The 22,258-nt window shown below is 40.1% G+C and carries 22 protein-coding genes; 2 read left to right on the forward strand and 20 right to left on the reverse strand.

Annotated elements, in window-relative coordinates:
• Positions 1-90: 90 nt before the first annotated feature.
• From D8855_RS04050 to D8855_RS04100, 11 genes are all read right to left on the reverse strand, one after another.
• Positions 91-1,737 (reverse strand): P-loop NTPase fold protein, encoded by a 1,647-nt coding sequence (locus D8855_RS04050; RefSeq protein WP_061590240.1) that lies wholly within the window; start codon positions 1,735-1,737, stop codon positions 91-93.
• A gap of 201 nt (positions 1,738-1,938) precedes the next feature.
• The gene (locus D8855_RS04055) at positions 1,939-3,036 is read right to left on the reverse strand and encodes a nucleotidyltransferase (RefSeq protein WP_061590241.1); all 1,098 of its coding nucleotides are present in this window, start codon (positions 3,034-3,036) and stop codon (positions 1,939-1,941) included.
• A gap of 9 nt (positions 3,037-3,045) precedes the next feature.
• Positions 3,046-3,786: a class I SAM-dependent DNA methyltransferase gene (locus D8855_RS04060; protein ID WP_125416171.1), complete on the reverse strand. Its 741-nt coding sequence runs from the start codon at positions 3,784-3,786 to the stop codon at positions 3,046-3,048.
• Positions 3,787-4,107: 321 nt separating this feature from the next.
• Positions 4,108-4,461 carry a ribosome silencing factor gene (gene rsfS, locus D8855_RS04065; RefSeq protein WP_119920127.1) on the reverse strand — a complete coding sequence of 118 codons (354 nt, stop codon included), beginning with the start codon at positions 4,459-4,461 and terminating at the stop codon, positions 4,108-4,110.
• On the reverse strand, positions 4,462-5,055 hold the full coding sequence (gene yqeK / locus D8855_RS04070; protein ID WP_125416173.1) for a bis(5'-nucleosyl)-tetraphosphatase (symmetrical) YqeK: 594 nt from the start codon (positions 5,053-5,055) through the stop codon (positions 4,462-4,464). It abuts the gene before it with no gap.
• Complete coding sequence (locus D8855_RS04075) at positions 5,055-5,684, reverse strand: nicotinate-nucleotide adenylyltransferase (RefSeq protein WP_084886755.1); 630 nt, start codon at positions 5,682-5,684, stop codon at positions 5,055-5,057. Before D8855_RS04075 ends, yqeK begins: the two co-directional genes overlap by 1 nt.
• Positions 5,685-5,735: 51 nt before the next feature.
• Complete coding sequence (yhbY, locus tag D8855_RS04080; protein ID WP_000060169.1) at positions 5,736-6,047, reverse strand: ribosome assembly RNA-binding protein YhbY; 312 nt, start codon at positions 6,045-6,047, stop codon at positions 5,736-5,738.
• A 211-nt stretch (positions 6,048-6,258) separates the two neighbouring features.
• Positions 6,259-7,365 carry a ribosome biogenesis GTPase YqeH gene (yqeH, locus tag D8855_RS04085; RefSeq protein ID WP_125416175.1) on the reverse strand — a complete coding sequence of 369 codons (1,107 nt, stop codon included), beginning with the start codon at positions 7,363-7,365 and terminating at the stop codon, positions 6,259-6,261.
• A gap of 2 nt (positions 7,366-7,367) precedes the next feature.
• Positions 7,368-7,895 (reverse strand): YqeG family HAD IIIA-type phosphatase, encoded by a 528-nt coding sequence (locus D8855_RS04090; RefSeq protein ID WP_049488402.1) that lies wholly within the window; start codon positions 7,893-7,895, stop codon positions 7,368-7,370.
• A 14-nt stretch (positions 7,896-7,909) separates the two neighbouring features.
• Positions 7,910-8,818 (reverse strand): magnesium transporter CorA family protein, encoded by a 909-nt coding sequence (locus D8855_RS04095; protein ID WP_125410167.1) that lies wholly within the window; start codon positions 8,816-8,818, stop codon positions 7,910-7,912.
• A 51-nt stretch (positions 8,819-8,869) separates the two neighbouring features.
• The gene (locus tag D8855_RS04100; protein WP_049551568.1) at positions 8,870-9,436 is read right to left on the reverse strand and encodes a mechanosensitive ion channel family protein; all 567 of its coding nucleotides are present in this window, start codon (positions 9,434-9,436) and stop codon (positions 8,870-8,872) included.
• A 151-nt stretch (positions 9,437-9,587) separates the two neighbouring features.
• Between D8855_RS04100 and sstT the strand changes: the two genes are divergently transcribed.
• Together sstT and D8855_RS04110 are read left to right on the forward strand one after the other, a co-directional pair.
• On the forward strand, positions 9,588-10,793 hold the full coding sequence (gene sstT, locus D8855_RS04105; protein WP_125416177.1) for a serine/threonine transporter SstT: 1,206 nt from the start codon (positions 9,588-9,590) through the stop codon (positions 10,791-10,793).
• Positions 10,794-10,861: 68 nt separating this feature from the next.
• Positions 10,862-11,815 (forward strand): aromatic acid exporter family protein, encoded by a 954-nt coding sequence (locus D8855_RS04110; RefSeq protein ID WP_125416179.1) that lies wholly within the window; start codon positions 10,862-10,864, stop codon positions 11,813-11,815.
• 50 nt (positions 11,816-11,865) lie between these two features.
• On the opposite strand, the gene asp5 is transcribed toward D8855_RS04110, so the two are convergent.
• From asp5 to secY2, 9 genes are read right to left on the reverse strand one after another with little or no spacing between them, the layout of a single operon-like run.
• Positions 11,866-12,090: an accessory Sec system protein Asp5 gene (gene asp5 / locus D8855_RS04115; RefSeq protein WP_004260825.1), complete on the reverse strand. Its 225-nt coding sequence runs from the start codon at positions 12,088-12,090 to the stop codon at positions 11,866-11,868.
• Positions 12,091-12,094: 4 nt separating this feature from the next.
• Positions 12,095-12,274: an accessory Sec system protein Asp4 gene (gene asp4 / locus D8855_RS04120; RefSeq protein ID WP_049488410.1), complete on the reverse strand. Its 180-nt coding sequence runs from the start codon at positions 12,272-12,274 to the stop codon at positions 12,095-12,097.
• Position 12,275: 1 nt separating this feature from the next.
• A complete protein-coding gene (gene gtfB / locus D8855_RS04125; protein WP_125416181.1) occupies positions 12,276-13,613 on the reverse strand; it encodes an accessory Sec system glycosylation chaperone GtfB in 1,338 nt (445 codons plus the stop codon).
• The gene (gtfA, locus tag D8855_RS04130) at positions 13,606-15,117 is read right to left on the reverse strand and encodes an accessory Sec system glycosyltransferase GtfA (RefSeq protein ID WP_125416183.1); all 1,512 of its coding nucleotides are present in this window, start codon (positions 15,115-15,117) and stop codon (positions 13,606-13,608) included. Before gtfA ends, gtfB begins: the two co-directional genes overlap by 8 nt.
• 11 nt (positions 15,118-15,128) lie before the next feature.
• Positions 15,129-17,501: an accessory Sec system translocase SecA2 gene (gene secA2, locus D8855_RS04135; protein ID WP_125416185.1), complete on the reverse strand. Its 2,373-nt coding sequence runs from the start codon at positions 17,499-17,501 to the stop codon at positions 15,129-15,131.
• Positions 17,494-17,934: an accessory Sec system protein Asp3 gene (asp3, locus tag D8855_RS04140; RefSeq protein ID WP_042751627.1), complete on the reverse strand. Its 441-nt coding sequence runs from the start codon at positions 17,932-17,934 to the stop codon at positions 17,494-17,496. The genes secA2 and asp3 overlap by 8 nt, the downstream gene beginning before the upstream one ends.
• A complete protein-coding gene (gene asp2 / locus D8855_RS04145) occupies positions 17,931-19,466 on the reverse strand; it encodes an accessory Sec system protein Asp2 (RefSeq protein WP_042751628.1) in 1,536 nt (511 codons plus the stop codon). Before asp2 ends, asp3 begins: the two co-directional genes overlap by 4 nt.
• Complete coding sequence (gene asp1 / locus D8855_RS04150; protein WP_042751629.1) at positions 19,450-21,030, reverse strand: accessory Sec system protein Asp1; 1,581 nt, start codon at positions 21,028-21,030, stop codon at positions 19,450-19,452. The genes asp2 and asp1 overlap by 17 nt, the downstream gene beginning before the upstream one ends.
• A gap of 9 nt (positions 21,031-21,039) precedes the next feature.
• Positions 21,040-22,257, reverse strand: coding sequence for an accessory Sec system protein translocase subunit SecY2 (gene secY2, locus D8855_RS04155; RefSeq protein ID WP_125416187.1), 1,218 nt, complete (start codon positions 22,255-22,257; stop codon positions 21,040-21,042).
• Position 22,258: the final 1 nt, after the last annotated feature.

Consider the following 22,258-nt stretch of genomic DNA (forward strand, 5'->3'; position numbering starts at 1 on the left):
TTACATTCTACCATAAAAAAGTGATTTTCACAAACCTAAATTGAAGAGTTTTGTGTGAATTTTAGACAAAGAGCCATCTACTTCTAAGCTCTATTGTATTAATTTATCTAGTGAAATTTGATTAATTGTAATTTGTCCCTTCGATTCCAAAAGTAGGTATTTCTTTATAAAGTTCTGATATTCTGGATCTTCTAATTTCTCTATGTTATTAATTCGATAATCATCTTTTATATTCTTGTCTAAAACATCATAGTATATTTCAACTAGACGCTCCTCTATTTCATAACTAGAATGATCATATTTACTATAAAATACCTTCTTAGTTTTTTCTGATAAAAATAAATTTCTTAGCCCTATCTTCCATAAACACGATAAAAGTTGAGAAAGATAGGCCTTTTTCTTATTATATAATTTTCCATCTACGTTCGAAAGACCATATGAAATTGCTATAAGATCCTCAATATTAAAATCTACAATCTTTGCTAACATTTCAAAATGAAAATATCCGTCAGACTCAAATAACTTGTCATACTTGTCTATCCCATAAAAATACATATAACATTCAAAAAATAATACTAGAATACTATCAGTTTCTTCCCAACCATTCATCCACTTGATAATGTAGTCTGCTTTCTCATTATTATCAGTTATATTTGAAAGTTCTTCTAACAACTTCTGGAACTCTCTCAAACTTAGTTTTGAATCTTTATTTTTCTCTTCTACAACTCTTTCACCTATATCTACATAATAAATTTTAAAAATCAATGATAACATTTTTCCAAAGACATCATCTCTCAATTTACTCTTTTTCAAAATATTATCTACGACTTCTTCCGCAGATACCATTTTATTTAGATTTAGCTTAAATTTACTATAAATGAGCTTTTGTGCTGCCCCTATTTCCTTAAGATTCAAAATTACAATAATTTTAAATCTTTTATTCTCAGAAAGATAGTCAATATAGCCCAATAAATCATTGTAATCTGAAGAGTTATCTGATGTTTCTGCATATGAAACCCGTTCAAAATCATCGAAAATAATGATAGAATCTCGCTTCATCAAATCCGTCCCAACTGTTTTAAAGAACCATTTAAAAACCCCTCCAACAAGTGGAATAAAGTCCAAATTTCCGAGTGTGGATTGTTTTTCTATTTCATTGATCAATATTTTCTCGGCTTGCTCTCTTGTTTTTATCCCAAAGCAGGAAATATAGTAGATTTCTTTCTTTTTATAAATTTGATTTTCAAAAAATGTCTTTATAAAAAATGTTTTCCCACTCCCCCAAGAACCATCCAACCAGAAGACATTATGAATAGAGTCTGAACTATTTAAAAACTCAACCAGACGTGTTTGATAAGGATGGTCATCCAAGTCATATTCTGGAAATAGCTCTGGATCTAGTTTCTTATAACTAACTTTTTTAAAAATTATGTCTAAAAACCAGAATAGTATTGTTGGTATAGTCAGTGCTAACAATATTATTACACGATTCACATACAAAATTGAAATAATATCTTTTAAAAAATTATAATTAGATACAAATTTATATATAGGTAAAGCAAAACGTTTAAATTGTTCAATCTCAAGCGCAAGATACAGTACCCATATGCTGGCTATAAATATTTTGTACCATTCGACAATTCTAACATTACTACTCCATGATGGTCTTTTCAATAAATATTTCAATAATTTGAAATTCATAAAAAAATTAAGAATCCTCATCATTATATTTTTCATATATCCCCCTTTTAATCTATATTATCATGATTATACCACAGAATGACAAGCATAAAGCGGATTCAAGGGACAAGAATCTAGTTATTATACTAAAATTTTTCACTGATTTTTTACCTTAGGAAGTCTATCATTTTCCAAAGATTTTATCTTCAATTGGCTATCTAAAATTTCTAAAATAAAAAAGCCTACCTTTCAGTAGACTTAGTTTGATTCTATTCTAATCGGAACTCTTCCAAAATTCTGTTCTGCTATACTTGGATTTCCTAGTTGGTAAATCTGGTCAGCCTTTTGAGTCATAGCATCCCAGGGTTCTTTGCCAATTCGGCTGACTAGATTTACCTGCCCTTTCAAAGACTTGAGATGTTGCCTGCCTTTTTCAGTAAATCCAAGGACATGAATGGCTTCTGGCAAGTCACTTTCTCTGGCCTGCACCAGGATATAGGTCAAGAGGCGTCTGACACGCGCTTTGGTGTAGCGTTTGGTGGCAACCACTTCAACCAATTCGTCAACAGACTGAGCCGTCTTGATAGCTTCCTTGATGCGCACAGCCATTTCTTGATTGACCTGATAGATGGTGGTTAGGTCTGGATTTGACAAGATTTGATAGCGGAGCATAGCAAAATAATCGTCCCAACTCACCTTACTCACCTGCTCAAAAAGGGCAAGAGAAGGCATAAAGCGTTCTAGGAAATCTTGGTCCTTCTGGTGCTGACGGATGGCTGTCGCCGAGGCAAAGTCCACATCCTTGTCCACAGAATGATAACCCGCCCCCTGACGCTGAATCGGATGTAGCTTGATATTTCGTCCTGCAACCGCCTTGGCATAAGCAAGAGCAAGAACATGATTGGGCGTATTGCCTGAAAAATCAAGATCTGCAAATTCCTTCCACATGGCTTGAGTTTTCTGAGGATAGGAGAGAGAATCAGGCAGATTTTCCACAAAACTCTCCATCTCATCACCTTGCTCTGTGTATAAGTCAGCGATTTTCTGGTAATCCAGAATTTCCTCCGTCCCAAATGCTAAAGTATCAATGCCCAACCGAGCCAAGATATCCACAGCTCCTTGGCCAAAGAAATCTGCCGCCTGAACACTGACTAAAAAGGGCAATTCTACTACCAGATCCGCTCCATTTTCCAGCGCCATCTGGGACCGTTTCCACTTGTCCACAATTGCAGGCTCTCCACGCTGCATGAAATTCCCAGACATGGCTACGATTTTCAACCCCTCTGCCTGATCCAGCAGGTATTTGTGCCCATTATGAAAAGGATTAAACTCCGCTATAATACCCGTGATGGTCATGCTAATCTCCTACTTCTGTGCCACAAAAAACCAACGGGTGCTAGTTTCTGTCGGCTCTTTATCATCAAAGTCCGCATAGAGTTTGAAGGACTTGAAACCGGCCTGTTCCAGCAAAATATCATAGGTCAGAACCTCATAAGTCCGCTCCTCATGCACTTCATCGTGGCGACTAAAGGAACCGTCAGCCTCCTTGATAAAGAAAGTCAGCTCATGGACGATGGAGTGAGGTGCTGCATCCTCATAAGTATCCCAAAGCATAGCGAAATCTTCCGCATTTTCATGGTAGGAATAGCCTGGAAAAACCTCATCCGTCTGGTAAGTCGAATGCACATCAAAGATGAAAACTCCGTCTTCGTTGAGGACATTATACACTTCCTTAAAAACATCCCCTACTTCCACTTCATCCTGCATGTAGCAGATTGAGTCCGAATAACACGTAACAAAGTCATATTTACCTGCTTTAGACAAATTTAGCATATTGCCTTCAATAAAATTAATCTTTTGCTTGGCTGAAGCCGCTCTCTTCTCGGCAATCTTCAACATATCCGCACTCAAATCAAGTCCAGTCACATCAAAACCAGCCTGAGAGAAGCGCACAGATTGAATTCCTGTCCCACAAGCCAGCTCCAAGAGTTTCTTTCTCCCCTTGGTCTTAGGCAAGTGACGCAGCGAAAAATCCGTCCATTTATCGTATAAACTATCATCCATCACTGCATCGTAAACAGCCGCAAAGGTTTCATAAGTTGCCATAAAACATGATACCAAGTCCGCCCGTAATTCGTTAGAAAATTAGGAGCCTAACGATGGAGCCGAGCTCCAAGGAAGGCTGTCTATTTTCCGAGAATTACAGGACGGGTTCAAATCCTTTCTAAGATACAAAGAGCCTTAAAAGCAAAGAGAACATAGGAAACTTTTTGCCGTATCATCAGATACAAATTAAGTTACTCTTTTTCCCTTAGCTTTTAGCTCGTGTTCAGTTTCAACATCAACCAGACACGACGCCCTTTACCTTTCTATCAATTTTTCTAAAATAAGCAAAGAAACCCAGTTGACTACAACTGAGTTCATCTTCTAAGCAAGAGCTTCTGAAATATCTACTGAATTCGCCTCATGCCATAGTTTTTCTAGGTTATAGTGGGCACGCATTTCTTCTGAGAAGATATGCACAACGACAGCACCGAGGTCTAGCAAGACCCATCCTCCAGCTGCATCGCCTTCAACGTGGCTACCTTTAAAGCCTGCTTGAGCTACCTTTTCACGGATATTATCAGCGATAGCATCCAACTGACGGCTATTCATAGAGCTAGTGATAACAAAGTAGTCTGTCACACTAGTCAAATCTTGTACATCAAGTGCGAGGATATCCTCTGCACGTTTTTCATCAGCCGCTTTCACGACTAGTTCTAGTAATTCTTTTTCGTTCATTTAGTCCTCTTTCAAATAGTGCACAAAAGCGTTATAGGTTTCAAGGGTTTGGGGATAGATGGGGAATCCCTGATGAGCTAGATGCTCCACAGTGCGAGCTGTTTCGTAGGCCACCGCCTTATTGAGCGATAGACTTGCAATCTCACGCGCCACGTCCACTCCAGGAAAGGCACGATTGTGCTCTATATAGTCTGCGACATAGATAACCTTATCAAGATCTGTCATCTGACCATCACCGACTGTATGGATTTCAATGGCTCGCAGGATTTCAGAATCTTGCAAGTTCAAATCTTCCTGAATCTTGTAGATGCCGACCATACCATGCCAAACATTATTGCCCCAGTTTTTGAGGTCAGGGTCTAGCTGATAACGGTCAATCAAGTCTAGAAATTCCTGATCTGACAGCTTTTTAGCATAGTCATGAAGAAGGCCTGATAGACCAGCTTTCTCGGTATCGACTCCAAATCGCTGGGCTAGTTCTATGGCTGCACGCTCCACACCCAAGCAATGGGTTAAACGTTTTTCAGGTAGAAGCTCTGCCATTTTTTCCAACAAAACCTCACGGGAACAGTTGATATAGTCTTGATAGGCCATCAGTAGAGTCCCTCCTTCTCGATGTAGTCTAGCACCGGCTGAGGTAGGAGAAAGTTGGGTTTTCGTCCTTGGGCAAGGAAGTCCCGCACCATGCTGGACGAGATATCCATGAGAGGCACATCTACCCAGATAACGGGATAGGAAGTCCCTGCCTTGTAGCGTGGGCGCTGAACCCCTACAAACTGAACCATGTCGACCAGCTCATCAATTCGGTACCACTTGGGCAGATAGTCTACCATGTCGGCACCGATGATAAAGTAATAATCTGTATCTGGATTTTTCTCAGTTAGAAGCTTCATGGTATCGTAGGTGTAGGAAATCCCCTTGCGCTCCAACTCAATAGTTTCAATATCCAGACCTTCAATCCCCTCAATCGCCAACTCAAGCATCTTGAGACGATGGTGTTCAGGGATTGTTTCCTTTTTATCTACATGAGGAGGTTGGTATTCAGGCATGAGCAGAACTTGATCTAGTCCCAACTGCTGGCGCACTTGATCCGCAACAATCAGATGGGCATTGTGAACAGGGTTAAAATTCCCACCTAAAATCCCTACTTGTTTACGTTTTTTCTCCTTGATTTCTGGCTCCAACTCTACCTTGGTAAAGGGAGTCAATAGTTCGATTGCCATAGGCTAGTCTCCTTTATTTCTCTGTAAAAACAGTTATTTGGAGTATAGTTTTTAAATTTCTTTGACTTTTTTAGAAATCTTGCGGTTTTCTTTCTTGCTAGATTGTTTAAACAAAATCAAGATGCGTCCGATTTTTTGGACTGTATCCACACCGATTTCTTCTTCTAAAATTTCAGCTACTTCGTGGATATTTTCATCTGTATTTTGCAAGAGCGTTACTTTAATCAATTCGCGGGCGTCAAGAGCCTGACGGACACTGGTTTTGATTTGGTCGTTGAGTCCATTTTTCCCGATTTGGATGATAGGTTTGAGAGTATGTGCCTGGCTGTTGAGGAAGGCACGTTGTTTTGATGTTAATGACATAATTTCTTCCTTGTTTTTTGATAGTTATTTTAGGTGGCGAGGGACGGTCGGAACTAATTTTTCAAAGATCTCATCTTTGAAAAATGGATTTCCTGACCTCACAATTGAGCCTAGGTCTCAATTGTGCCCCTTGCCAATCTATCGATTGGCAAGACACCACGGCAATAACTATCTTTTTATGAGCTCACTTTGTTCGCTCAGTGATTTCATTTTAAATGATTGCTTTTCGTGCGACGACGGCGACGCCTTCTGGTGCCCAGACGGCGACTTTTGCTGTGCCTGTTACGCGAATCCAGCCTAGGCCTGAGATAACTAGGTCTGTCTTGTCCTTAATGTTAAATACATGCTGAACTAGTTTTGGAAAATCTTCTTTTTCCTTGCTATTTGGTGGTGTTAGAAGGGTTCCGACGTGCTTATCGTAAAAGGCACTAGCACCTTCCAGCTTGGTACGATGGAGTTTGAGTTCATTGTCAAAGAAGGCAGTAAATCCTTGCTTTTCTCCTGATATAAAGTCAAATCGTCCGAGACCACCTAAAAATAGAGTTTGCTCAGGGTTAAGCTGATAGGTTTTGGGCTTGATTTCCTTTTTAGGGCTGACATACTTGAGGTTTTTGGCCGTCAAGTAGTGAGCCATCTGGTGGCGGTGGATAATCCCCGGTGTATCGTAGATATAAGAGCCGTCGTCAAGCGGAATCTCAATCTTGTCCAAGGTTGTCCCTGGGAAGCGTGAAGTCGTAATGACGTTCTGGTCACCCGTGATTTCTTGGATAATAGCATTGATTAGAGTTGATTTTCCAACGTTGGTCACACCGACCACATAGACATCGCGGCCCTTTCGGTAGTGCTCGATTTTGTCAATGACTTCCTTGATGGCATGTTTGTTTTGTGCCGAAGTTAGGACGACATCGACTGGACGAAGACCTTCTTCGTGGGCACGCTCCATCAGCCATTGGCTAATCTTACCCGGTTTAACAGACTTGGGCAAGATATCTTTTTTATTTCCAACCAAGAGAACATCATTACCCGATACAAAACGTGGCAAGCCTGGGATAACAGAGCCATTAAAATCAAATATATCAATGACATTAACCACCAAAGCATCACTGTCTCCTACCTCGTGCAAGAGCTTGAGGAAATCGTCGTCCGTCAACTGGACATCCGTGATTTCATTGTAGTGGCGGAGACGGAAACAGCGTTGGCAATAGACTTCGCCAGTCTCCAAACCTTTTTCAAGTGCCGACTGGGGAGTAAAACCAAGATCAGCCTTGTCTGTCGTCTGAATGGTTGCTCCACAACCAATACAGAGAATTTCTTCCATAGTTAAATTCCTTTTTTATATGTAATCGGTCCGTACTTTTCAGTGATTTTTCGCATCACACGGCGCTCACGAGCTCGGTTAATTTGCGTTTTGATCGAGTCATGTTGGACCAAGGGTTTGACTAAAATCGAGCGAATGCCTGCACGGTGGGCTGCTCGTATATCTGTCATGAGCTGGTCACCAACCATGACCACTTCGCTTTTCTCATAGTGGAATTCCTTCATGGCACGATTAATCCCAAATGTGAAGGGTTTCAGAGCCCAATAAACGTAATCAATCCCAAATTTCTCAACTGCTCGTTGGACACGTTTTTTGGTGTTATTTGAGACTACGATAATGCGAATGCCCGCGTCCCGAAGGTCATGTAGCCATTGCTTCATCTCTGGCGTCCCATCAGGGTTGTTCCAAGCAATGAGGGTATTGTCCAAATCGACCAAAACAGCCTTGATTCCCTGCGCCTGCAGGCTTGGGACTGTCAGATCATAAACTGCTTCCACAGCAAAATCTGGCATGTAATTTTCAATTGCCATTCTGGCTCCTTTTCTTAACTTTTTTTCGCAATTTTCCTTAGTAACAATGACAAGACAATCCACAACCCAGCACTAGCCAAACTGATGTAGAGCCAAGCATGGGGCTCATCTGTTAAAGGTAGGGGAACATTCATTCCGAAAAAGCCTGTCACGACTGCCAAAACCGCTAGCAAGACTGAAATGATGGTCAAGGTTGTCAAATTATCATTCAGATTATTGTTTAGGATGTTGTTGTAAGATGCTGATAGTTGTTGGAGTACTTGAGAAATCAAGTCTGTCATGGATACCAGCTGATGTGCCTCAATCATAGCATCATCAAACTGTTCTCTCTCAATCTCGTTAAAACTGCGATAGAGGGCATGCCCTTGGATATGCTCTAGCAACATGCGATTTTGCTTGGCAGCCGCAGTAAGATAAACCATACCGGTCTCCAAGTCGGACAGAGCAAAGAGGTTTTTCTTGGTCGTCCGCTGACGTAGGAGACCATTGACCTCATCCTTACTCTTGTCCATCTGCTCGATGACAGGATAGTAGGCATTGCTGATGATTTCCAGACTGGCAAAGAGAAACTTGTAAATCGAAAGCATGTCATGACTCTCCAGATAACGGGTCATCTGTTCAATGACATAGGCGTTCTTGGTATTACTAATGGTAATCAGGCGACGATGTTCCACGATAAAGGTCATAGGAAAAGCTTCGTAGTATTCCTTATCCTTTTTCAAGTTCAAGACATTGTAGATAAAGGTCACAGTCCCATTTTCACGGTGATAATCCATGTGAGCGCGCTCATTTCTATCCAGCGCGTATTCAATGGTTTCCTTGTCCAAACCGTAGATTTCAGAAAGGTCCTCTAGTTTTTTCAACTTGTCCAAATCTAGGTTAATCCAGGTACAACCATTGCCCAACTGTTTTTCTAAAAACATCTTCTCTCCTTTACCAAACTCTTTCTATTGTACCATAAATCTGCTAAAATTTCAGGCCTGGTCTGTCCGAGAGAAATTGCTGACAACGGTGATATTCCGATTGGGAACGAAGTGCAGAACCTGGTCTTCTCCTCTGAGTTGCGTTGTTCGAATGCCGACGCTGACAACCTTGCCCGATACAGTAATAGGCCCATTTGTCAGAACGACCTCATCTCCCACATCCAGTTGATGTTCAAAGAGGATGAAAAAGCCATTGATGACATCAGACAGAAAACCTTGGGCTCCCATACCAATGGCCACCCCAGCAATCCCAGCACCTGCCAGCAAACTAGAAACTGGCAAACCCAAAATAGACAAGATACAGTAAAGCAAAAAGAAATAAAGGGTATAATTAAACACATTCTCTAATAAACGTGAGATGGTTTTCTGACGCCCGACATCATGACGAGACATTTTTAGAGAAGGTTTAACAATTCTCTGCACCATGGTATGGAGCAGTTTCTTAGCTATATAAAAGAGTAAAAATAGGAATAACAGAGAAATTAACTTGGTTAAGATATTCTCAATAATCGTTGTAACATCAAGCTTATTGAGGTAGGTTTTAAAAAATTCTTGCATAGAAAACTCCTTTCATTTATTATACCATACTTTCACAAGTGATGAATCTCCATAAATATTCAAAAATAATAGCCAAAATAGACAGAAAATTCTTGATTTTAGTTCATATTTATACTATAATCATAAACATTACACAACTAAGGAGGTTGTTATGAAAAAATTCATTCATGCTTGGAATAAGGCAAGCCTAATCAAACGGATTTTGATTGGTATGCTTATTGGAGGAACCCTAGGACTGACACTTCCTAACATTTCAGGAATTGGTCTACTCGGAGATCTCTTTGTTGGCGGTCTAAAAGCCATCGCACCTATTCTAGTCTTTGCCCTCGTTGCTAACGCCCTTTCCCAACATCAAAAGGGACAAGATAGCAATATGAAAACAGTTATTTTCCTTTACTTAGTGGGAACCTTTGCAGCGGCACTTGTTGCTGTCCTAGCAAGTTTCATTGTCCCTGTTGAGATTACCTTAAATAGTGCCAATACAGAAATCGCACCACCAGATGGGATTGGCCAGGTCCTCAGCAATCTCTTGCTCAAACTGGTTGACAATCCAGTCAATGCCCTTGTCACAGCCAACTACATCGGTATCCTATCTTGGGCAGTGATTTTCGGGATTGCGATGAGAGAGGCCAGCAAAAATAGTAAAGAATTGTTGAATACCATAGCTGATGTGACTTCTAAAATTGTCGAATGGATCATTAACCTAGCTCCATTTGGGATTCTTGGTCTTGTCTTCAAAACTATTTCCGATAAAGGAATCGGCAGTCTCGCAAACTACGGTATTTTACTAGGACTATTGGTGACAACCATGTTCTTTGTAGCCCTAGTAGTCAATCCATTGATTGCCTTCCTCTTTATGAAGAGAAATCCTTATCCCCTCGTCTGGAAATGTTTGCGTGTTAGCGGTGTGACAGCCTTCTTCACTCGTAGTTCTGCGGCCAACATCCCTGTCAACATGAAACTTTGCCACGACCTTGGACTGGATCCAGATACCTATTCTGTTTCTATCCCACTTGGTTCTACTATCAACATGGCGGGGGCAGCGATTACTATTAACGTTTTGACCCTTGCTGCAGTAAATACTCTTGGAATCCCTGTTGACTTTGCGACAGCCTTTGTCCTCAGTGTAGTAGCAGCTATCTCAGCCTGTGGTGCTTCTGGTATTGCGGGAGGTTCCCTCCTTCTTATCCCAGTTGCTTGTAGCCTTTTCGGTATTTCTAACGATATTGCTATGCAAGTTGTCGGAGTTGGTTTTGTGATTGGGGTCATCCAAGACTCATGTGAAACAGCCCTCAACTCTTCTACAGACGTCCTCTTTACTGCCGTTGCCGAATACGCAGCAGCCCGTAAAAAATAATCTATAAAGACAAGCCTGCTCAGGTCTTGTCTTTTCCGCTTTTATTCTAGTCTTATTAGGAAATTCTTATGTCTATTAGCCAACGTACGACCAAGCTCATCTTAGCTACCTGCCTTGCCTGCCTGCTTGCTTATTTTCTTAATCTTTCCTCGGCAGTTTCGGCTGGAATCATAGCCCTCTTGAGCCTATCCGATACCCGTAGAAGTACCTTAAAACTGGCCCGCAATCGGCTCTTTTCCATGCTTCTAGCTCTAGCTATCGGTGTTCTGTCTTTTCACTTGAGCGGATTTCATATCTGGAGCCTTGGCCTCTATCTTGCCCTTTATGTGCCCCTAGCCTATAAGATGGGCTGGGAAATTGGCATCACACCAAGCACTGTTTTGGTAAGTCATCTCTTGGTTCAAGAGTCAACTTCTCCAGATCTTCTAGTCAATGAATTCCTTCTCTTTACTATCGGTACAGGATTTGCCCTACTTGCCAATCTCTACATGCCTTCACGAGAAGAGGAAATCCAGCACTACCACGTGCTGGTGGAAGAAAAGTTGAAAGATATTCTCCAACGCTTCAAATATTATTTATCCAGAGGGGATGGACGCAACCGAGCACAGTTGGTTGAAGAATTGGACACCCTTTTGGAAGACGCCCTCAGACTGGTCTATTTGGATCACTCAGACCACCTCTTTCACCAGACCGACTACCATATTCACTACTTTGAGATGAGACAGCGACAAAGTCGCATCCTGCGAAATATGGCCCAGCAAATCAACACCTGTCACCTAGCTGCCAGTGAAAGTCTGATTTTAGCCCAACTCTTTTCAAAAATTGCAGGGCAACTGAGCCAGACCAATCCTGCTTCTGATTTACTAGATGAAATCGAACGCTATCTGGATGTCTTCCGTAATCGCAGCCTGCCCAAGACAAGAGAAGAATTTGAAACCCGTGCCACACTTCTTCAACTCCTACGTGAAGCCAAAACCTTCATCCAAGTAAAAGTTGACTTTTACCAAAAATATGGACAGTAAAAAAGAAAACTTCAGACCAACCACAAAAGGTGAATATCTGAAGTTTTCTTTTATTTGTAAGTTATCACCATAAAGGTTAATAGTAAAACAAATAAGGCCAAACTCACCAATAAAGTGAGAACCTTGACCAAGGTATTGCTCTGCCAGTAGCTTGGTTTACCAATATTACTAGTGGCATCCATGGAAAATAGTTGATTTTGACGAGGTTGTATGGTTACCAATACAATCAAAGCAAGAGAGAGGATAATAGCTAAAACAATCAGAATATCAGTCATAGGCCTACCTCAAAATCCCTAGCAAGGTAAAGAGTAAACCAATCAGAATCATTAAACCCAAGATGAGTGAAAAAATCTTACTAATCTTTTCCCCTCGGGTTTCTTTTTCTTTCTTGATCGGTTTTTGTTTCAACTCTTCCATACGACCTTCAACGTCTTTGTAAAATAAATCTTCGTCTGACATGTTAGCCTCCTAAAATGGTTTGCATGGTTTCCTTATATCGCACCAAGTCAACATAGTTGGCATGTTGGCCTTGTTTGCCAAGTGCCTGAAGCATTTGTTCAACATCTGAAAGGGCCAGTTTAATGGTCTCAACCAAAGCAGAAACTTCACTACTTTCAAATAGATGATCAGGAGCGATATAGAGTCTATTGTGCACTGTCTGATTAAATCCAAGAATCAAGAGATTGTGCTCAAAGGCCTGACGCACCGCCTGCAACAACTCATTGCTGTGGTTTATATCCAAGTAAATATCCGACAGTTGATAGAGCTCCTGAATCTTCTGTGGACTAGCGTTCTGATAAAGGACCACATTAGGATAGCGAAGCATGTCTAAGAGCTTAGAAGACATCTCTGTCACCGCTGCGATACGGAAGGTAACATCAGGCAAGGCTTCTACGATTGCTTCTACTTGCTCAATCTGATCGGAATTGGTCAAGATTAAGGCATCTCGTCTTAGGAAATTATCGCGTTTAAACTGGTAATGGTAACCCAAGTGCACAAACTGATCATGGTATTTCTCTTCAGTCAACTCTAAAGCACGTTCATAAGTCGCTTTGTTTGGAATGATGATTTTCTTAGTACGAACATCATCACTTTCCAAAATCAACTGCATATTGCCTGGAATAGCATCATAGAGAGATTCCTGCCAAACCAAAACATCTGAGCCAGATTTATCTGGATGATGGAAAGAAACCAAGAAAGGAGTCGCTAGAGTATTAAAAATAATCTGATGCTTATCTAGCCCTAAATCTTGCAAAAAGAATGTAATAAATTCAACCTTATTTGCAAAGTAACGCATGGACTGACCAGGCAAAGTCAATAAGATATCACCCGTCACATGGTTTTCAAGTAACACCTCCTGACCATTGACATCTTGGTAAACCGTCATCACCGGATCACTATCTGCGCTATAGGTCGTTGTAGCAAAGCAAGCTCCGAAGCGATTGTAATGGTCAACCTGACGGACTCTACCTTCCAGGTCTTTCCAATCTACCTGTTTTACCAAGCGAGCCTGCATTCCATCAGCATAATGAATGACGGCCCTCTCCTGCGTCATATCTTCAATACGAGCAGACTGATTATTGCCTGAAATTTCCCAAAAAGCTGGAACAGATACTTGGTTAAAATAAAGAGGTTTTCCCTTTTCATATCCTAGATAATAAGTAAAAGGAGATACCAGACCATCAGGCAGAAAACCATCTGCATCGATGACCACTCCAAGTTGAGAAAGACCAGTAGCGACTAGACTTTCATGTAAATCTCGACTTTCCTGACTATAACGATCATAAAGTTCAATCATGGAGCACCTCCTCTACTGTTTTCTTCCACTTTTCTAAAATTTCTTTGGTTAAGAAGCCTTCTGCAATCTGGTAAGAATGGGAACGCATAGCTTCCAAACGATTTTCTTGATACAGTTGACAAATCTTAGCTGCATAAGCTTGCTTGATTTGATCCTCCACATGGTCAGATGAACTTGGAATCAAATAACCGTTTTTCCCATCTTCTATAAAAGTTTGATTACCATAAGGTACATCAAAACCAATTAGAGGAAGGCCTGAACCAATAGCTTCCATCAAGGTCAAACCAAAGCCTTCGCTGGTTGAAGCAGTCAAGTAAACCTCATACTGGCTATAAATCTGCGAAAGCTCCTCATGTCCCTTGAGCTGGATATAATCCTCAGCATGATGAGTTGCAATAATATCTCGAAGAAGAGAATCCTCACCACCGCTACCATAAATATCAAAGGTTAATTCAGGAATTTCCTTACGAGCCTCAATGACTGCCTTAACCAACCAGTCAATGTGTTTTTCTTTGGCAAGACGTGAAGCGGTAATCAAAGAAAATGGCTTACGTCCTTGATTTGACTCAGTCAAGGAATCAATACTTCCTACAGGAATGGTAACAACCTTTGGTTGGTGCTGGGTATATTTGGCAAATTGCTCTTGCAACACTTCCTTTTGTCTGTCAGTTGATACGATAAAGAAGTCAACCTTATCCGCATTGGTAAACTGATAGTCATAGTAATTATTCCAAAGGATATAGTCCTCATTTGTAGCATTTTCACTATAATGCTCCGCATGAACAACTACCGCTAGATGCGCGGCCTGTGCTTCCTCAAACACAACCTGAGCAATGCCTGTCTCCCTATCCAGAATGACCAAATCAGACTTGTTCAAATTCAAGGATTTCATAAAAGCACGCATGAAAGCTGGCTTCCCATAGAAAATCTTATCCTTGAAACGGTAAACCTCTTCCTTCCCTTGATTCATCAAGATATCATAGGCTGGAGTTCCGTCTTCATTGTAAAAAGTTCGTTGGTATAGGACTGCAACATTGTCCTTGGGAGCAAAGTATTCGGTACAATAACGAGTATAAGAAAAGTAATCCTTACGAATCAATTTTCCTTTAAAGACATACTCGGTATGTTGAACCAAGTCCTTGTCCTCATCCACTAAATAACAGGTTACAAACTTATCTTGGTCAGAAAAGAAGACACGCAAGACCTTGCCATTCTTTTCTCTACGACTTTCGACACCGTCAATAGTAGCTAAGACATCAGCCACCGTCATGCTAGTCGGTGCAATCTTGATATCTGTAAAGTGATTATAAAGCCAGATAACTTGCTCATCATCAAAACCAATATTGGCTGTCAGATGCTGAATATTATCGGCTAAAATCATATCTGTAAAGATAAACTTAGAGGACAGATTTAATTTCCGAAAAACACCAGCACGATAGGCTTGTGCGTATTCAACACCGCTACTAGCCCATCCAAGTCCTAAATTTATATTGTAAATTGTCATATTTTCTCCTCTTATGGAAAATGAGTCACGATTTCACCTTTTGGAGTGACCTCAACCAGCCCCATCAGGAGATTCCGTACCATATCAGCACGAATCTGCTCTTTCATCGTTTCAAAACCTGCATAGGCTTCTTGATAATATTCTACAATTGGATTTTTCTGTGCAGCAGATTGGCCACCGATAGCCATAGATAATTGTTGTAGATAGTCTACTTGCTCCACCCAGTTATCATCGATAGCCTTAAGTAGAGAGAGTCGTAAATACTGTTCATACAAGTCGTGTTTCTCCAGTAATTCCTTCTTTTCAGAGAGTTCTCTATTCACAACTTGTCGAATAAAAGAGCGGACTTGTTTCTGATTAGATAGGTCTAGATTATCAGGAATTTCCTTTACATGGAAACTGATATTGGTAACGATAAAGTGAAACAGCAATTCACGACTGGCATAGTGTTCAGCCGCTACCTTTTCTGTATATCTCTCAATAATATCCACAACTACATCTTCTAAGTCGCGAGAACCATCTATTAGACGATTGCGTTCCTTGTAAACCATATCGCGTTGGATATTCATGCTCTCAGCATACTCTAAGGTCTGACGACGGGCAGTTCGACCAGCGCTATCACTAGCATGCTGCGCTCTTTCAACCAGATTACGATACTTTCGACCTTTGAGAATTTCTGGTTGCGTCATATCTTGAACTTGATAATCTTTATACTTCTTGTGAACCCAAGATGGACCAAATTTCTTAATAACATCATCTTCCAGAGATACAAAAAACTTACTCATACCTGGATCTCCCTGACGACCAGAACGTCCACGGATTTGAAGGTCAATCCGCTGACTCTCCATCCGCTCTGTTCCAATGACAATCAAACCACCAAGTTCAGCGACTCCCTTACCGAGTTTAATATCCGTACCGCGTCCTGCCATTGAGGTTGCAACTGTTACGGCCCCCATCTGACCTGATTCAGCGATAATTTGGGCCTCACGCGCAGCATTATTGGCATTGAGAACATTGTGGGCAATCCCTTCACGAAGCAAGAGTGATGAATAAAGCTGAGACATCTCCACTGAGCCAACAAAAACGAGTAAAGGATTCCCCTTAGCATGATACTCTTTGATATATTCTAAAGATGCATAAACTTTCTCCGGTAAAGTCACATATAAATTATCTGGATAATCAATCCGTTGCTTAGGACGATTGGTTGGAATCCGAACAACAGCCATATTATAAGTCTCAAGAAATTCTTTTTCTGCTACCTTTCCTGTTCCCGTCATCCCAGATACTTTTTTAAACATCTTAAAGAGGCTCTGATAGGTGATGGAAGCCATGGCTCTCGTTTCAGGAGACAACTTCACGTGTTCCTTTGCTTCAATGGCCTGATGGAGTCCTCCCTGCAGTTTGGTCATTTCCATTAGACGTCCTGTTCCCTTATCAACCAGTACCATCTCATTCCCACGAATGATATAGTCCTTATCTTTGGTAAAGAGCTTATGAGCTCGAATCGCATAGACTAGGTGACGAGCAAAGGACGCATGTTCTTCCTTATATAAATTGTCAATTCCTAGGAAGCTCTCCGCAGACTTGGCACCCTTAGTAGTAAGCCAAACCTCTTCCTTCTCCTCTTTGAAAATATAATCTTCTCCTTCGACCAATGTTGTTACCAGCGTATCAATAATCGCATAGTAATTAGACTGAACACGAGGAGAACCCGCAATAATCAGAGGAGTTTGTGCACTATCCAGCAAGATGTCATCAATTTCATCGATAATGACATAGTTAAAAGGTCGTAAAAATTTACCTTCTTCATTCGAAGCTAGATTATCATTTAGGTAATCAAAACCGAGATTACTATTGGTCGTATAAATAATATCCGAAGCATAAATCAGTTTCTTTTCTTCAGCTTTCATTTCCTTCTTTGGATCCCCTGTAAATGGTACCCCAATGGTCAATCCTAGGAAACGATAAACTTGGCCCATTTCCTCTGCATCACGCTTTGATAAATACTCATTTGGCGTAACGACCATCACTCCTTCTCCTGAAAGAGCGTTCAAATAGACCGGCATGGTAGCTGTTAGGGTTTTCCCTTCCCCCGTGTTCATCTCAGCAACATTTCCATAGTGCATGACAATAGCTCCCATGACCTGAACATCATAGGGGAACATCCCTAAAATCCGCTTATCCGCTTCACGCACCACAGCAAAAGCTTCTACTAAAAGATCATCTAGACTTTCTCCCTTGGAAAGACGCTGACGAAACTCCACTGTTTTAGCCACTAATTCTTGATCCGAAAGAGAGGACATCTTGCCTTTTAAGTTATTGACCCTTTTTAAAATCTTTTTTACTTTCCTAAGCTGGAAATCTTGACCTAAACGTCTAAACACTTCTAATCTCCTTGATAGAAAAATGATAAAAAGTTAAAGATTCAAAACCAGCACTTAAAAGAGAAACTTGATAAGTATAACTATCTTCTGGATAAGTAAATATGAAATCTTTCACTTTTTCTACCTTTTCTTCTAAAATATCCCCATAGCGATCAAAAAAAGTTATCTTGGTATAAACCCCATTTTCAGGCTGGCAATCAAAAGCCAGTGATAGTTGATACTCCTGATTTCTTTTTAGTAAGGGAAGCTGGGGCTGAGTCCGTGCAGCCTGGTAATTGACACTAGAAAACCAAGTCTTGAGAATCTCACCAGATGGCAATAGAGGATTATAGAGACGGACACTTTTGTCAGGAAAATAAGATACAGTTGATCCGTACGTATAAGTCCCGCCAACTTCTCCCCAATGAATAGACTGTCTCTGTGTGATAATCATTCTTTCTCCCTTCCAAAACCACTTGCTAGTACCATCCGATAAAAGTGGATAAACCAAGCAACATTAGTATCTGTATCATCATTATGTCGTCCAGCAGTTCCTTTAGACAAAATCTTGGCACCTGTATTACATAAATAAGTAACTAGTTTCTCATAAGCTTGAGGATCCATTTCTTCATCCTTCATATAGGACAAACCAAAGGTTGTCTTTGAAAAATTTGCTTGTTTAAAGATTTGCCAAAATCGCTGATCCAACTCCGTCATATCTTGCGAACTTGTCCCACCTGTATGGTGAATTAAGCAATCAAAAGCCAAGTTAGAGACACCCGGTGCGTCCAAACGTCCACGGCTAGCTATGGTTCCTAAATTAGCCAAGGGCTTACCAACTATGATGGCATGAGGTTCAAAAGAAGCACCATAATAGAGAGCCGGAAACGTTCCCATAGAAAGGCCTGATAAAATCAAATCCTTGTGATCAAAGCCTAAATAATCAAGATAATGAGCAATCGTCTCTTTGACCTTGCCCTCTAGCTCATCCGTTCCCAGATAAAAAGCTCCTCCTTCTAATCGAGGGTCAGAGAACAGAATGAAGGGACACTTGAAATTTTGCATCATCCAGTATCCTTCAAATCCCTCGGCAGGTCGAAAACCAGCAAAATAAACAGCCAAAGGCGGTTTAAAATCACCTGGATGGAAGAAATAGTTTATTTCATCACGCTTGGAATCATGTAGGATATTTCCACCCAGTACAAACTTCCCAAATTGTTTTCGACTCCAACGTTGGTGCAGATTACCTAGTTTGATAGTTCCATGCCCTCTTGCTTCAACAGATATCGAAAGAAAGTAATCTCCGTCTCGACTATCCATAACAAGCGCTTGCTCCAAGTCTTTTTCAGACACTATGATATCTTCAAACATATCATCAACAGACCCACTCCAAATTTTACGGATTACTAAACGAAAGTCACAATTTCCTTGCTTTTCATATTCGAGCCACAACTCAATAGGAAGTGTTTTTTGAACTACTATATTATAAGCCCAAAAGGCAAGTTGAGAAAAATCTTGTCCAAATCCACCTTCCAAACTCACATAATCCAATCCTTGATAAGAAAGAGCTCCTGTAAAATTTGGATTCACTTGTATCGTCGAAGGAAAGAGTTTATCACCATATCCACCACCAAAAAGAGATTTACTCAAATCATTGATTAATTGTTGGGGACTTGAAAAATCAATTGCTTGTGCACATCGTTTTTTAAAAAAATCCAAAACCTCTCTATCATCTGTTTGTAGATTCTGGTTATAAAATAAAGTATAAGGTTCAAAATATTTCACAAAGGAAAATAAGTCTTTGGCATACTGACCATCTTCTATTAAAACGGCATGAAAACGGCTAATATCCTCTTTTTCTATTATTTCACGAAGGGCTACTGATGAATTGGGGTAAAAATGATACCAACTCATATTTTCAGGTATGTCATACTGATTTCCCCAATTGGTAAGTCCTATCTGTAAAATATTAAGTTCCTTTGACATTTTTAACCTCCTCTATCCATTTCTCTAATTTTTCAAGAAATTGTTGTCCTGTGTGCTCCTTAATCTTATCAATCGAATAAATCAAGGACTCATTCCACTCTTTCAACCTATCTGTATAATAATGTGCAGCCTTAGAAAATTCTGTCACATCTGCTAACAAATAACCATTTTTTAAATGTTCAACATAGACGGTTTCAACTAGGTTGATTTGAGGAATTCCTGCACTAATACCAGCTATCTGTGTGTAGAGATGAGGCTGTCTATTTAAATCCACAATCAAACGGACAAATTCTAGTGTTTTTATCAAATCCAACTCATCATTCAAGTTGACAAACTGTACGCGTAAGTCCTGGTGTTGATTTTCTTCCAGAGGATTTTCTGCATCACCATAATCAATCGCCTTCTCCAGATTTTCGGATTGAATGTTTTCTTGGATGAAAGACTCAACAACCCCTTCCACCTCATTCATTTGCTCCTGACTAGCAGCAAATGCTCCAAAAATCACCTCAGTATCTTTATTTTCAGCGACAAAGGCCAAGACTTGAAGTAGAGCTTGGTTATCAATTCCTTGCTCAAAATCCAGTTGATAATAAATGATAGATTCTTTCTTAGTTTGGCTTCTCCCCAATCGTAAGCGAGTGTCAAAAGGTGATAAATGATGAAATTGATGCATTCGTTCAGGGTATAAATCCTGTAACAATCGTAAACTATCTTCTCTATCCACCAAAATCAAATCAGACTTTTCAAAAGTTGAACCTAAATCTCTAAAGGTATCTTGAGGATTACGCCCAATGAAAAGACTCAACAGTTTCGGATTTTCTCTAGGTAAACGGTCTAATACCATCTGGTCATGATGAGAATGAGAAGGAACTATAAAAATATCCTTGTTCTTCACATACTTTTGCAGATAATTCTCAAAAAATTCTGCCACCAAATCTCCCATGTCTTGATAGCTGAGAGCTTTAAAGCGATAACCAAAAATTGGATTGACTTCTACCCGTCCTCCTTCTTTTAAATACTCTCTAAACTGCCACACTCCCTTTGGATTCAGATATTCTTGATAAGCTGCTTGCCCATCTTCAAAAAAGATAACACTCGACACAAATCCACGATCATCCATGATATAGTGCATATCTACTTGACCATTCGGTTTAAAATACAGTATATCACTGATGAAGCCTTCGACTCCATGTTCAACCTTAGCAAATTTCTTCCCATTTTTTTGAACGATAATCGTAAAGGGACTATAAATAAATTCACAGTCATTATCCCACTCAATATCTCTAATGGTTAAAACTTGGGTATGAAGATTATGAAAATCCTGCATAACATCAAAAACAGAATATGTTGCTGTTTCCAAAACACCGTGCCTATGTAAAAAATAACGCAAATGAGGCTGATAAGCCAATATTAAAAGGTGAGACTCTATGTTCTGTCTTTGAAACAGTCGAATCTGGTTAAAGGTATCATCAAACTCTAGACGAAAATGAGAAAAATACCAAGGAGTGATATTTGCATGCCATTTCCGCTCAGAACCATACCAAGCTGGAATAAAATAATACATAAAAGTCTCCTAAATCAAGGGTCTATAGGTTTCATTTAACCGTAGAGCCTTGACCTCGTCTCTAATTGTAAAAATCATGCCCCCAAACATCAAGAACAAGCCTGGAATCATCGCCAATCTTAATAACTTTTCATCATACAAAACAAAAAGCATGGGACCACCTGCCATGATTACATTAAAGAGACCACCGATGACTGAGAAACGAAGGACCAACCGATTGATAAATCGACTAGTGTCCTCGCCTGGATAAATACCATAAATGTATTCTCCAGATTTTTTCATGCGGTCTGCAATCTCTTCACCATTCATAGTAACAAATGCAAAAATAATACTAAATAAAAATAAGACCGAAATATAAACATAGACCCACAAAGGTTTCCCAATCATAAATTCCTTTGATAAAGTCTCCAATCCTGAATGATCAGGGAAAATAAATCCCAGCAAGATGAATAGATAAGTTGGTACACTAAGAAAACTCATCACATACATATAGGGCATCCCGCCAGCAGGATTCAACATAATTTCAAGATAAGAATAGCGTTTAAAACGATTGTGAAGTCCTATCTTATTGACTGGCACTAGATAACGCGCACGATACATAATGGCAAGTAAATAAGAAAAGACAACGGTTAATAAAGCAAGTAACACAATAATCCCTGTTGGGATATGAACCAGTTTAAAAGTTTCAATAACATCCTGGGGAATATTGATGATAATACTAGATAAGAGTATGACAATAGATCCCCCAATCCCCATACTAGCATTCAAATCTGACAACCACACCAGAAAAAAGGTCCCTGCTATTAGTAATAAGGTATTCATAAATATAACCAAGACCGAAGAATAGGATGCTTGTATCGGCAAACTTAGAGAAATTGCCAAAGATTGAATAACAGCAATCAGCAAGGTCAGATACATTTTTCGACGATCTTGAATTTCAATCGCTGTAGAACTTAGCCCCAATTTTTTAGAATAAGAAAACATCTGCCACAAGATCATTGCAGACATCCAAGGTGATAATCCTATAGAAAAAATCGATAAACTTCTTAGATTTCCACCTGTTAGGGCGGCTGAGAAGGCTAGGTAGGCCGTTGAACCACCTAAGAAGTCTTTGGAATTCAAATCAACAAAGGGGAGAGTAATACGACTTCCCAATACATAGATAAACAGTAGAAATAAGGTAGCTAGGCCTTTTTTTACTGCTATTGAGGAATAAAGTTTTTTCAAA

Origin of the sequence: Streptococcus mitis (assembly GCF_003942685.1) — a bacterium.
Classification (GTDB): Bacteria; Bacillota; Bacilli; order Lactobacillales; family Streptococcaceae; genus Streptococcus; species Streptococcus mitis_CD.